Origin of the sequence: Bartonella sp. W8122, assembly GCF_016102485.1 — a bacterium.
Taxonomy (GTDB): domain Bacteria; phylum Pseudomonadota; class Alphaproteobacteria; order Rhizobiales; family Rhizobiaceae; genus Bartonella; species Bartonella apihabitans.
In genome coordinates, this window is sequence record NZ_JACFOO010000001.1 from 152,641 (window position 1) to 166,600 (window position 13,960).

General features: G+C 45.8%; 11 protein-coding genes. 1 reads left to right on the plus strand and 10 read right to left on the minus strand.

Going from position 1 to position 13,960, the window contains the following annotated elements:
- The 6 genes from xth to H3S83_RS00755 form a co-directional block, all read right to left on the minus strand.
- Positions 1 to 807: an exodeoxyribonuclease III gene (xth, locus tag H3S83_RS00730; protein WP_198238630.1), complete on the minus strand. Its 807-nt coding sequence runs from the start codon at positions 805 to 807 to the stop codon at positions 1 to 3.
- A 484-nt stretch (positions 808 to 1,291) separates the two neighbouring features.
- Positions 1,292 to 1,909, minus strand: coding sequence for an outer-membrane lipoprotein carrier protein LolA (locus H3S83_RS00735; RefSeq protein ID WP_370541268.1), 618 nt, complete (start codon positions 1,907 to 1,909; stop codon positions 1,292 to 1,294).
- Between the two features lie 132 nt (positions 1,910 to 2,041).
- Entirely contained in the window at positions 2,042 to 4,486 is a 2,445-nt protein-coding gene (locus H3S83_RS00740; protein WP_198238631.1) for a DNA translocase FtsK, read from the minus strand.
- Between the two features lie 156 nt (positions 4,487 to 4,642).
- On the minus strand, positions 4,643 to 5,812 hold the full coding sequence (locus tag H3S83_RS00745; RefSeq protein ID WP_246741753.1) for an ammonium transporter: 1,170 nt from the start codon (positions 5,810 to 5,812) through the stop codon (positions 4,643 to 4,645).
- A 319-nt stretch (positions 5,813 to 6,131) separates the two neighbouring features.
- Complete coding sequence (locus H3S83_RS00750; protein ID WP_077973154.1) at positions 6,132 to 6,470, minus strand: P-II family nitrogen regulator; 339 nt, start codon at positions 6,468 to 6,470, stop codon at positions 6,132 to 6,134.
- 438 nt (positions 6,471 to 6,908) lie between these two features.
- On the minus strand, positions 6,909 to 7,781 hold the full coding sequence (locus H3S83_RS00755) for an acyl-CoA thioesterase II (protein WP_198238633.1): 873 nt from the start codon (positions 7,779 to 7,781) through the stop codon (positions 6,909 to 6,911).
- A 107-nt stretch (positions 7,782 to 7,888) separates the two neighbouring features.
- Between H3S83_RS00755 and H3S83_RS00760 the strand changes: the two genes are divergently transcribed.
- A complete protein-coding gene (locus tag H3S83_RS00760; protein ID WP_198238634.1) occupies positions 7,889 to 9,130 on the plus strand; it encodes a ubiquinone biosynthesis hydroxylase in 1,242 nt (413 codons plus the stop codon).
- A 1,148-nt stretch (positions 9,131 to 10,278) separates the two neighbouring features.
- Here H3S83_RS00760 and H3S83_RS00765 read toward each other — a convergent pair.
- From H3S83_RS00765 to sdhC, 4 genes are read right to left on the minus strand one after another with little or no spacing between them, the layout of a single operon-like run.
- Positions 10,279 to 11,058: a succinate dehydrogenase iron-sulfur subunit gene (locus H3S83_RS00765; RefSeq protein WP_077973159.1), complete on the minus strand. Its 780-nt coding sequence runs from the start codon at positions 11,056 to 11,058 to the stop codon at positions 10,279 to 10,281.
- 15 nt (positions 11,059 to 11,073) lie between these two features.
- The gene (gene sdhA, locus H3S83_RS00770) at positions 11,074 to 12,918 is read right to left on the minus strand and encodes a succinate dehydrogenase flavoprotein subunit (RefSeq protein ID WP_198238453.1); all 1,845 of its coding nucleotides are present in this window, start codon (positions 12,916 to 12,918) and stop codon (positions 11,074 to 11,076) included.
- 5 nt (positions 12,919 to 12,923) lie between these two features.
- Positions 12,924 to 13,310 (minus strand): succinate dehydrogenase, hydrophobic membrane anchor protein, encoded by a 387-nt coding sequence (gene sdhD / locus H3S83_RS00775; RefSeq protein ID WP_078040192.1) that lies wholly within the window; start codon positions 13,308 to 13,310, stop codon positions 12,924 to 12,926.
- Between the two features lie 19 nt (positions 13,311 to 13,329).
- Positions 13,330 to 13,731 (minus strand): succinate dehydrogenase, cytochrome b556 subunit, encoded by a 402-nt coding sequence (sdhC, locus tag H3S83_RS00780; RefSeq protein ID WP_077973165.1) that lies wholly within the window; start codon positions 13,729 to 13,731, stop codon positions 13,330 to 13,332.
- Positions 13,732 to 13,960: the final 229 nt, after the last annotated feature.

Below are 13,960 nucleotides of genomic sequence, written 5' to 3' on the forward strand. Positions count from 1 at the left end.
TTATGCAAGGTCGAAATGCATGATGACGGGAACATGATCAGACGGCTTTTCCATTCCTCTTGCCTCGGTCAAAATTTCCATTTCCTGCATATGTGGTACAAGATCCGGAGATGACCAGATGTGGTCGAGTCTGCGTCCACGGTTGGACGAGGCCCAATCTTTGGCCCGATAGCTCCACCATGTAAAAATTTTTTCCGGTTCGGGAATTTTCTTGCGCATAAGATCAACCCAACCACCTTGCGAACAAAGATCAATCAATGTTTTTGTCTCTATCGGCGTATGGCTGACAATTTTCAAAAGTTGTTTATGCGACCAGACATCATTTTCATAAGGAGCAATATTGAGGTCGCCTACGAGAATGCTTGAAAGCCCGTCGCCCATATCGGCTTTGATTGCTTTCATTTCTTCCAGAAAATCGAGCTTATGACGGAATTTCGGATTGATTTCCGGGTCCGGCTCATCACCACCGGCAGGAATATAGAAATTGTGAATACGGATATGTTTATCGCCAGCTTTGATTGTTACTGCAATATGCCTGCAATCATGCTTGTTGCAAAATTCCTTTTTTTCAACATTTTCAAAAGGCCGCAACGATAAGGTTGCCACACCGTGATAACCTTTTTGTCCGTGAATAGCGATATGTTCATAGCCTGCCGCACGCAAAGCTTTATATGGAAATTTATCATCAGGACATTTGGTTTCCTGCAAACACAAAATATCCGGTTTTTCTTTTTCTATAACTTTAAGAATAAGAGGTAAACGTAAACGAACCGAATTGATATTCCACGTTGCAACTGAAAAACTCATCAAACTTTAACCTTGATTGAAAATATGCGGTTACCGGTTCTTTAAGCGCAAAAACGGAGAAAATCCAGTTTTAGCAACACCGGTACACTGATGTCCTCATTTCAATCAGGAATGAGATCAATAAAACGCAAAGTTTCTGAAAACCCGATCTGTTGAAAAAGCATCCGTTTTCCTTCTGAACTGTCGGCGATCAATATCAATCCCGAAAGACAGTTCTGTCGTTTGCGAATGTTTATCAAAACCGATCGTGTCTTTTATAAAATATAAAAATACGTTCTTAATGAGAGAAATATCAATATAAACCGATTTTAAAATCAATAAATTCGTATAACCATAAGAACAAATATTATAAATCTATTTAAAATTCGATATGATAAATTGTATATAAAAGAAAATAGAACTTTAACAAGCCGTTAAATACAAGATTTCCGGTTTAATATATAAAAACGAAGCTCTATTCAGTATCGGAATAATTTGGCAAACATCAATTGCCATTCCGTTTCATCGAAATACGCTGGTAGGGAATATCGAACATTCCTTTTGCAAATCTCACACCAGTGCGAACATTGGTAATCTGCACAGTGGTCTCAAGATTTTGTTTGTCGACAATGGTCCATTGCAAAAGTTCGTAAGTCTTGGAGTCAAAAATCATACGAATTTGACCTTTACCCAATGTCTTATCGGCAAGAACAATTGTCGTTGACCCTTGATCCTGACTGACGTTTAGAAGCTTACCGTCCGAAAGATCAATTTTTGTATCCAGCAACATTTTCATGGGCGTCTGCGACAATTGGTATAGATCCCAAGTGTCAAGTTTGCGATTGTTGATCGCAACAGATTTGCCGTCGGTAATGACACGTACCGGTGAATTTTTATAACTGAAACGGATTTTACCCGGTCTTTCAAGGTAAAACGTTCCTTCGGTCATTTCGCCTTTCGGGCTAAACTGGATGAAATCACCCGTCATTGTTTGTATTGCAGCAAAATGATTGGCAATATCCTGTGCGTGTGCTGCCAAATTGGTATTCTGCGCAAAAGCCGGAGGAAGTATCATTGTCGATGCCGTCACACCGGAGGTTGCAAAAGCAAAAGCGGCAAACATAATTTTGAAAGCGGGTGCACATTTCTTTGTCATTCATAATCTCCTGCATTCATCTTTGCAGTAACCTGTGGCATCACTGTGACAGAACGCGCCCCGAAAGCAGCGATCCGACAATGACATGAAATTCAGTCTTTAAAAATTTTCGCCTTCTTCGGGAACAAGAATTTCACGCTTTCCGGCGTGATTGGCAGGGCTTATCAAACCTTCTTCTTCCATCCGTTCAACAATCGTTGCAGCACGATTATAGCCGATACCGAGCCGACGTTGAATGTAGGAGGTTGAAACACGGCGATCCCGCAAGACAACGGCAACCGCCTGATCATAAGGGTCTTGCGAATCTTCAAAATGGCTGGAGCCACCTGAAATGTCATTATCGCCATCATCATTTTCTTGTGTAACGGCATCAAGATAGTCCGGAACACCCTGACTCTTGAGATGCTGGACAATCTGTTCAACCTCTTCATCTCCGACAAATGGTCCGTGAACACGCTGGATACGGCCACCCCCCATCATGAAAAGCATGTCGCCCTGCCCCAACAAATGTTCGGCACCCTGTTCTCCGAGAATCGTACGGCTATCAATTTTGGAGGTTACCTGAAATGAAATACGAGTCGGGAAATTCGCCTTGATTGTACCGGTAATCACATCGACAGAAGGACGTTGCGTTGCCATAATTACGTGGATACCGGCAGCACGTGCCATTTGTGCCAAACGTTGGACAGCTCCCTCGATATCTTTTCCGGCAACCATCATCAAATCCGCCATTTCATCAATAATGACGACGATATAAGGCATCGTTGTCAGATCAAGAGTTTCGGTCTCGTAGATCGGCTCGCCGGTTTCATGATCAAAACCGGTTTGAACAGTTCTTGAAAGCTGTTCACCTTTACGTTCGGCTTCTTTGACCCGTTCATTAAAACCGTCAATATTCCTGACGCCGACTTTCGCCATTTTACGGTAGCGTTCTTCCATTTCGCGAACTGCCCATTTCAACGCAACAACGGCTTTTTTAGGGTCGGTAACAACCGGTGTTAAAAGATGGGGAATTCCATCATAAACAGACAATTCCAGCATTTTCGGATCGACCATGATCATCCGGCATTGTTCCGGTGTCATCCGGTAAAGGAGTGAAAGAATCATGGTGTTGATTGCAACCGATTTACCCGAACCTGTTGTACCCGCAACAAGCAGATGCGGCATTTTCGCAAGATCGGCAATGACAGCCTCGCCACCTATTGTCTTGCCGAGAGCAAGACCGAGTTTGGCTTTATTCTTATAGAAGTCCTGGGTCGCGATAATTTCACGAAGATAGACAATCTGGCGTTTCGGGTTGGGCAGTTCAATACCGATAACATTACGCCCCGGAACAACAGCAACACGAGAGGAAATAGCGCTCATCGAACGGGCAATATCATCTGCCAATCCGATAACACGAGAGGATTTTATACCCGGTGCAGGCTCGAACTCGTAAAGCGTTACAACCGGTCCCGAACGCGCATTGATAATCTGCCCTTTGACGCCAAAATCTTCCAATACACTCTCTAACTGGCCTGCTCTTTCTTTCAAAGCTTCGGGAGTGAGAAGATCACTTTTTTCGATAGGCTTCGGTTCGGCCAGAAAGTCGACACTGGGTAACTCGAATCCATCGGCAAGCCGCGACTTCGCTTTGCTTGCTGTTTCTCTTGGAAGGACAGTTTCCTGTTCCGGTTCGGCCCATGGCATTTCATCCGGTGCGGTGTCGGAGGAAGTTGAAAATTCGGGTTCGACCCGTTCATGATAGAGCGCATTCGTCCCTTCAAAATTCGGAACCGGAGGAAACATCGGTTCCTTGCGATGAAAAAGGCGGCCGATTTCTGCTCTCAACAGATAGAAAAGATGCATTGTTCCGCCAAGAACAGTAACCATCAAAGATGCGCGTGCCGGACCGTCATCTTCCTCTGTTCCCATACGGTTTTCCGCTTTCCGTCTGGAATTTGCTTTTTTCTTGGGGCTACGGCGCCCGACAACGCCCCCCGCTATGGCGGCGGTCCAAAATGCCAAGGGTCCTAAAATGGCAGCAATGATTGATGTTGAAACCACCGCCGGCACGGATCCGAGAAAAAGATTGGCAAAATTGAGGATTTTATCGCCAAAGACACCACCAAGTCCGATTGGCATGGGCCAATGCGCGAAAGGCGGCACCAGCGCGATAAGACCTGAAAAACAGAATGCCGAAATTAGCCAGAAAAAAAGCCGGTGTAATGGTCTTCCTATATCTTTTTGGGCAATCAGAAGAACCGACCAAAAGAAAGGAGGAAGAAGGGCCGCGACACTGGCAAGCCCGAAAAATTGCATGGCAATATCTGCAAAGACGGCTCCCGGCCACCCCATGATATTTGTAACCGGATTATTATTGGCATAACTCAGGCACGGATCTGCAACATTCCATGTTGCCAAGGCGGCGGCGGCAAGGCCTATCAATACCAATATGCCGATACCGACAAACGAGCCAAGTTGTCGGGAAAACATCTCCACCAGATGCGGGCTTTGATAAGCACCATCTGTTGTCAAATCATAAGGGGATGAATCCTGACGCATAACCTAACCTGAAAACCCGATAATAGTCGAAAGAGATTTTTTATGATCGACTATAAAGCGAGAGAGTTAACGGGTTATTAACCAATAAAAAAAGCCTGAAAAATAAAAAGCCCGTTTTGTGGAAAACGGGCTTTCTTTTTTTATACTACTGAAAATCTACTGGACTGTTTCTCCGTGCAAGGAAATGTCGAGTCCTTCAATTTCTTGCTGTTTTGTCGGACGCAAGCCAATGACGGCCTTCACAACATAAAGAATGATGGTTGTGACAACCGCAGTGTATATCATGGCGACGACGAGACCGAATCCCTGATTGAGTACAGAAACTTTTGCGTAAGCTTCCGGATCGGAAAAGAAAATATCGGAAGCAAAATAACCGGTCAAAAGTGCACCAATAATACCGCCTACGCCATGAACTCCGAACGCATCAAGCGAATCGTCATAGCCCAATGCACGTTTGACAAAAACGGAAGCAAAATAGCAAACCGGTCCGGCGATGATGCCGATTATGATTGCGCCGGATGGCTCGACAAAACCTGCTGCCGGAGTAATGGCCACAAGGCCGGCAACAGCACCCGAAATAATGCCGAGAACCGACGGCTTTTTGGATACAGCCCATTCGGCAATCATCCAGCACAAAGCACCGGCAGCAGTGGCAATTTGCGTATTCAACATTGCAACGGCAGCAACTTTGTTTGCAGCACCGGCAGAACCGGCATTGAAACCGAACCAGCCGATCCACAACAGAGAAGCACCGATCATCGACAGTGTGAGATTATGCGGAGCCATGTTAACGGTGCGATAACCCTGCCGTTTCCCAAGAACAAGCGCAGTAATCAAACCGGCGACACCGGCATTGACGTGAATGACCGTCCCGCCAGCAAAGTCGAGGACACCATCTTGTCCGAGAAAACCGCCGCCCCAGACCCAATGGCAAATGGGCGCATAAACAAGAAGCGACCACAATCCCATAAACCACAACATTGCGGAAAATTTCATACGCTCGGCAAATGCACCGGTAATAAGTGCCGGTGTGATAACGGCAAAGGCCATCTGGAACGTGACCCAAAGATAGGTAGGAAATGTTCCATTCAGGTCATCAATAGATATGCCTTTTAAAAACAACAATGAAAAATCGCCATAATACGGATTTTTTCCGGAAAACGCGAAAGAATAGCCCGCAACAAACCAGATAACGCTGATAAGACAGCAAATTGCAAAGCTTTGCATCATTGTTGCCAGAACATTTTTCTTGCGCACCATGCCACCGTAAAAAAGGGCAAGCCCCGGTATGGTCATGAGCAGAACAAATGCCGTTGAAACCAGCATCCATGCAGTATCACCAGAATCTATTTTAGCCGGAATTTCATTAACGACTTCGGTGACTGTTTCTACCTCCTGCGCATAGCCTGCATCCGTCCCGATTAATGCAAACGCCCCGATAGCCACAGGAATCAATTTTTTCAAACTCGCCATCAAACCTCTCCATTTGGAAAAGAACGCGCTTTACGTTCACTCATTTACTTACCTAACAAGTTTCATGCCAACCGTTCTGCCCCGCGATATAGCTCAATAAAAAAAGCTTATATGATAACCATTTTCACATTTTGCCTATTTTTTTGGCATTTTGCCTTTGGCAGAAGATTTTCTAAAGCGCATTTTCGTCGGTTTCGCCGGTTCTAATCCTCAAAGTTCTATCAAGAGACCAGACGAATATTTTACCATCGCCAATTTGGCCGGTGCGAGCGGCCTCGGTCACGACTTCCAGTACCCGGTCAAGTTGATCGGTTGGAACCGCGACTTCGATTTTTATTTTAGGCAAAAAACTGATGGCATATTCTGCACCGCGATAGATTTCGGTATGCCCTTTCTGACGGCCATATCCTTTGACTTCGGTAATGGTAAGGCCATCTATGCCAATATTTAGAAGAGCATCTTTCACATCATCCAATTTGAATGGCTTTATAATTGCGGAAATAAACTTCATGTCTCCTACAACTCCTCGATTTATGTTGACCAAAAAAGGATTTAAAAATTTCAACAACACAGAAAGCCATTCAAGCTTCATGCCAATTGGCACCAAACATTGAAAAAATTTCGCTTCTGGAAGGGGAACAAACCGGACAAGGAGTCTGCAAGAAGTTTGTCTGTCGCTAGCTTGATAATAAATTGGTTGAAATTGATAAAGTTATGACACCGCTTCCGGTCTATCCATTGTCCTTACAATTTCGTTTCACATAATAATAATTTTATGTGAATAATATTATTTACTTGATAAATTATTTTATTGATCGAATTGTTTATTTTAAAATATAATTTTTTATAAATGTAACTCTATACAGAAATATGATTAATTTTTATTATAATAAAACTGGCTAAATCCGGTTTGATTAATTAGATATGTCTTACTTTTTCTTCTTAATCGTCATGGTTTGGGGCTGACAAGCCTGATGAGGCCTTCCTGAGCCACACTTGCAATCAATGTTCCGTCGCGCGTGTAGATATATCCCTGACTAAATCCACGTGCGCCATGGGTGTTGGGGCTTTCAATGTCGTAGAGCATCCAGTCATCAAGACTGAACGGACGATGAAACCACATAGAATGATCGAGGCTCGCGGGAATGAGACCGGGGGTCAAAACCGATAAGCCATGCACAATCAGCGATGTATCAAGCAAGGTCATGTCTGAAAGATAGGCAAGAAGAGCTGAATTCAGGCTTCTGGCAGGGGCGACTTTGCCATTCAGTTTGAACCAGCAGCGTTGCACCGGCCGGTGTTTGTCGCGATTGAGATAATCATCAAGATCGACAGGGCGAATCAAAAACGGACGCTGCTCGTTCCAGTAATCACGAATATTATCAGGTGCAGATTCAAGAATCGCTTTGTCTATTGCCTGTTCACCGGACAATGTCTCGGGCTGAGGCAAATTTTCCGGCATAGGGCGCTGGTAATCAAGCCCCGGTTCATCAACCTGAAAGGATGATGAAAACGAAAGAATAGCAACGCCATTCTGCTTGGCAACAACCCGCCGCACAGAAAAGCTTCTTCCGTCGCGAAGTGGTTCGACTTCATAAATAATCGGATGATCAGGATCCCCGGGACGGATAAAATAAGCATGGAGGGAATGGATAAATCTGTCCGGTGCAACACTGCGATGGGCAGCAACCAAGGCCTGCGCAATAACGTGACCGCCAAAAACACGCTGCCAATGCGAATTTCCGCTTTGACCACGAAACAAATTCTGGTCTATTTTTTCTAAATCCAGTATGGATAATAGATGTTGAAGTCGATCGGTCATGAGCCATATTCACTTGGATAGTTGAACGAAACCGATTAGGTGAAACAGGAAAGCAGATGATTGTCAACAACCATCCCGCCCAATCAATACTTACGAAAGGAAGCTCTATGTCTTCTTCGGCAATCCACCCCCATAAAGTTCTGGATCTCGTCATTGCAGGAGGTGCCTATGTCGGTCTTTCACTCGCCGTTGCGATTAAACAGGCTGTGCCGTCCCTCAAGATTGCAGTAATTGATGCTGCCCCGAAGGATAGTTGGAAAACCGATCCGCGTGCATCGGCAATTGCGGCAGCGGCCATTCGTATGTTGAGACAACTTCAATGTTGGGATGAAATCGAGCCGCTCTCACAACCGATCAATGACATGATTATTACCGACTCACGTAATAGTGATCCGGTGAGACCGGTTTTCCTCACCTTTGATGGCGACGTCGCTCCCGGAGAACCTTTTGCCTATATGGTGGAAAACAAATATCTGAACGCCTCGCTTCACCGTCGTGCGGAAGAATTGGAAATACCTGTTTTAGAAGCTTTGAGCGTCAGTAATTTTACTAATAACGGTAACGAAATGCATATCGATTTGAGCAATGGTGAGACATTGCAGGCCCGACTTCTTGTCGCTGCCGATGGTGTGCGCTCGAAGCTTCGTGACATTGCCGATATCAAAACAATTTATTGGCCTTATGGGCAAATGGGTATTGTTTGTACTGTCGAGCATGAGCGCCCGCATAATGGACGTGCCGAAGAACATTTTCTGCCTGCGGGACCTTTTGCCATTTTGCCGCTTAAAGGCAACCGTTCATCGCTTGTCTGGAACGAACGCAATAAAGACGCCGAACGCCTGATGGCTGCCGATGATATTGTTTTTGAATCCGAACTTGAAGCCCGCTTCGGACATCATCTTGGTGCGTTGAAAGTGGTGGGAGAAAAACGTGCTTTCCCCTTCGGCCTCACTTTGGCGAGAAGTTTTGTCAAACCGCGTTTCGCACTTGCAGGAGACGCGGCCCATGGCATTCATCCGATTTCAGGGCAGGGATTGAATCTCGGGTTTAGGGATGTTGCGGCACTTGCACAAATTATCGTCGAAACGGCTCGCCTTGGCCTTGATATTGGCTCCATTGTCGGGCTCGAACGCTATCAGGCTTGGCGCAGATTCGAGACGGTGCGTATGGGGATAACAACAGATGTGCTTAACAGACTGTTTTCCAATGACATTTCGCCAATCCGTTTGTTGCGCGATGTCGGTCTTGGTCTCGTTGAACGAATGCCGAAAATGAAAAATTATTTCATTCAGGAGGCGGCCGGAATTACTGACGGTTCTCCCAAACTTCTTTTAGGTGAAGCGCTCTAAGATTGAGCTCGATCAAGGAAAAGCAAATTCCCTGAAAGAGAAGACGACTCCAACAATCAGACCCGTACCAAGCGAGTATCCCTCGAATCGGGTCTGATAACAAAATGAAAAATTCGTGCCCCTAATATTAATTCGGGTTCTCAATAATTCAAAAACCGGATTGGAGAGCGTTGGCGGCCGGTCAATCCGCGCTTTGCACTTTTCGCATGACGACTTTCCCGTTTTTTGCATGACGACTTCCCTGCTTTTATTCCACCGGTCATTCCCTTGTTCTCCTTTCCGGCCCGCTTTTTGTAATTTCGTCAAGACCACATCAGTCAAGCAACTGGCAAAGACTAGATCTTGCAATTCAACAATTATGAACCCCATGCCCTTTGGCACATAATAAAGTGCTGTCCGGTTTTTTTAAGCCAAGAAACCGGATTATGTTCATTCCGGATTTTAAGCTTTTTAAAAATCAAGGATTTTTACCGTTTCCGAATCACGATTGCGAAAGCCATTGAAAACGGAACATAAACTTCCATCATCATCCGGCTTAATAAAGTCAGCCCGTTGACCACTTGGAAAATTGTATCCGAAGAAAAAAGCCTTGAAGCGGGTTGGCTAAAAATGAGCGAAACTTCATCAACATGGATAGTTCCACTTATCCCGCTCGGCAAAACAACAAAAAACATCTCCAACCGTTCAATAAAAATCATTCTCAATCGTTCAATAAAAATTATCCCTAAGAGTTAAATGAAGCCTCCGGAATTGGAATGAAAATTATGCTTGATCATATGGATTGCGACGCGCCCATTTCCTTTTGAAGAAATACAATTCAGTCGGCACTCAAAAAATTGGTGGAAGCGCGGTAATTTACATCTGGTCATGATGTAACAAAGCTCTAAACCGGTGAGCCAATATTATTGATATACCGGAAAACATAGCCTCTTAACGGTTAGGCAATCCACATAATTGCCTTTCGCAGGTTTCGGCTTTTCACCTACAAACATAACTGTTTTTTAAGCCGCACCTCTCGTATTTTTATGAACCCGCGTATTTTACGACCTTGTCGTGTTTCAAGAACACTCGAAAATGTCGAGGACTAATTAAAAAAGCCGCGTGAAAATTCACGCGGCTTTTAAATGAAATAGACTTGAACCTAGTCGTTAAACGCGCCGTTCAATCATCAATTTCTTGATTTCGGCAATAGCCTTTGCAGGGTTCAACCCCTTCGGGCATGTTTGCGCACAATTCATGATTGTGTGGCAACGATAGAGCCGGAACGGATCTTCCAGATTATCAAGACGTTCACCCTTTGCTTCATCTCGCGAATCGGCAATCCAACGATAGGCCTGCAACAATACAGCCGGTCCCAGATAGCGATCACCATTCCACCAATAGCTCGGGCAGGATGTCTGGCAACATGCACAAAGAATGCATTCATAAAGCCCATCCAGTTTCTGGCGGTCTTCATGGCTTTGCAACCATTCTTTCTGCGGTTCAGGTGAAACTGTATGCAACCAGGGCTCGATCGAGCGGTGTTGAGCATAGAACCGGTTGAGATCAGGAACCAGATCTTTTACCACCGGCATAGATGGCAAAGGATAAATCTTGATCGGATGTTTAACGTCATCCATGCCTGTAATACAGGCAAGGGTGTTGGACCCGTCAATATTCATGGCACAAGAGCCGCAAATACCTTCACGACAGGAACGCCGCAATGTCAAAGTCGGATCAACGTGATTCTTGATATATAAAAGGCCATCAAGAATCATAGGACCGCAAGAATTACGATCGACATAATAAGTGTCGAGACGCGGGTTCTGGTCGTCATCCGGCGACCAGCGGTAGATGTGGAACTCGGTCAGTTTCGACGTATCAGCCGGCTTTGGCCAAACCTTACCCGGCTTGATTTGCGAATTCTTGGGAAGCGTCATATGAACCATTATCAGTATCTCCCCTTAGTAAACGCGCTTCTTAGGCGCAATTTTCTTGAGCGAAATGCCACCGTCTTCCTCTTTGGTTAACGGGTTGAGGTGGACACCACGATAGGATAGTGAAACTTTCCCATCTTCAGACAAGCGCGAAACCGTATGCTTACGCCAGTTTTTGTCGTCACGCTCAGGGTAGTCCTCACGTGCATGAGCACCACGGCTTTCATGACGGGCTTCAGCCGAATAAACCGTCGAAATCGCATTGGCCATCAGGTTTTCCAACTCCAATGTTTCCATCAGATCGGAATTCCATATGAGTGAGCGATCGGTTACCTTCACATCCGGCAATTCATTCCAGATTTCCGAAATGCGTTTGCAACCTTGCTGAAGCGTTTCTTCCGTACGGAAAACCGCCGCATCTTCCTGCATGGCGCGCTGCATCTTTTCACGCAACTCGGCTGTAGGTTTGGCTCCATTGGCATAACGGATACGATCGAACCGATCCATAATCTTATCAACTGCCTGTTCGTTTATTGGCGGAATTTCCGACTTGCGATCAATAACTTCGCCAGCCCGGATAGCCGCCGCGCGACCAAACACCACAAGATCAATCAACGAGTTCGAACCGAGACGGTTGGCACCGTGCACAGATGCGCACCCTGCTTCACCGACGGCCATCAGGCCTGGTTGAACACGATCGGGTTCATCTTCCGTCGGGTTTAATACCTCGCCAAAATAATTGGTCGGTATGCCGCCCATATTATAGTGAACCGTCGGAATAACCGGTATCGGATCTTTCGTGACATCAACACCGGCAAAAATGCGGGCTGATTCGGAAATACCCGGTAGACGCTCATGCAAAATGGCCGGATCAATGTGGCTCAAGACCAGATAGATGTGATCTTTTTTAGGACCAACACCGCGTCCTTCCCTGATTTCAATCGTCATACAACGCGAAACAACGTCACGCGAAGCAAGATCCTTGAACGAGGGAGCATAGCGTTCCATGAAACGCTCGCCTTCCGAATTGATGAGATAGCCACCTTCGCCGCGTGCACCTTCGGTGATCAGGCATCCCGAACCATAGATACCAGTCGGATGGAATTGGACAAATTCCATATCCTGCAACGGTAGACCGGCACGGGAAATCATACCACCGCCATCACCTGTACAGGTGTGGGCAGATGTTGCCGAGAAATAGGCACGGCCATAACCACCTGTCGCCAGCACAACCATTTTTGCCGAAAAGCGGTGAATGCTGCCATCATCAAGATTCCAGGCCACAACACCTGTGCAAACGCCATCGGTCATAATGAGGTCGAGTGCATAATATTCGACAAAGAATTGCGCATTATGCTTCAGACTTTGACCATAAAGTGTGTGCAAAATAGCGTGACCTGTACGGTCGGCAGCAGCACATGTACGCTGAACGGGCGGACCGGCTCCGAAATCTGTTGTATGTCCGCCAAACGGGCGTTGATAGATTTTACCGTCTTCGGTACGCGAAAACGGAACACCATAATGTTCAAGCTCATAGACGGCCGCCGGTGCATTGCGCACCAGATATTCCATGGCATCCATATCGCCTAGCCAGTCGGACCCTTTGATCGTGTCATACATATGCCACTGCCAATTATCCGGCCCCATATTGGATAGAGATGCTGCAATACCACCTTGTGCTGCCACGGTATGGGAACGTGTCGGGAAAACCTTGGTAATACAGGCGGTTTTTAACCCCTGTTCGGCCATTCCCAACGTTGCACGTAGCCCCGAACCACCGGCACCAATAATAACGACGTCAAATTTGTGATCGACAAAATGGTAGGCTTTTCCACTTTTTGTTGTGGAACTAGTTGAAGAAGTGGTGACCATAGAGATCAACCTCCCAATGTAATTTTTAGAAGGGCAAGAAGCAGACCCGCACCAATAATGTAACAAAAGAACGTATTGAGTGCCAACATCAAGATGCGTGTTGCTTCATTCGGAAAATAATCTTCCAAAATGACCTGCATCCCGAGTTTCATGTGATAGACACCGGAAAGAACCATCAAAGCCATCACAACGGCTACAATCGGATTTGCCAATGTTGCATGCACCGTCGCATAATCCTTGCCAACAAGGGAGACAACAAGCACGATGAAAAAGATAAATAACGGGACATTGGCAAGTGCTGTCATACGTTGCGCCCAAAAATGGCTCGTTCCTGTATGGGCAGCTCCCCAGCCCCGAACTTTTCCAAGTTCTGTTCTGAAATCTTTTTTCATGAATATCTTCTCCCTGCCATTAACGAACGCAATAACCGACGATCCAGATAAGAAGCGTCACGATAATGGAAATAAAGACTGTTGCCCAAGCCGTTTTGGTCGCGCAATGTTTTTCAAGGAGATACGTTCTTGTATCCCAGAAAAAATGCCGCACACCGCCAACAAGGTGATGGACAAGAGCCAATGTATATAGAAACAGAATGCAGCGCCCGATAAATGAATTGAACAAACCGTTCACTGCTTCAAATGCCCCACCACCGGAAGCTACTGCCATCAACCATGCTGCAAGGAACAAGGTTCCGACATAGAGAGCACCTCCCGTAATACGGTGAGCGATAGACATCGCCATCGTAATCGGCCAGCGATAAATGCTGACATGCGGTGAAATAGGACGCGGTTTTGTTGTTGTCGTATCTGTCATAGGCTTTCCTGACCTGGTTTTGACTGCGGTTATGGAATAACCACCCCCGCCATTCCTCCCGTCTGTTTTGCTTTGCAAACAGGTTGGAAATAACTTTCAATGCACCGGAACAATATTTTTCATCCAATGCTACAGGCCGGCCATTTCAGTTGGCGGATTAAAGGTCACACCCAAAAACAACCGAATGCTCCATAGTCAAAACTAAAGAACATTATTCTTCTAATGCGGA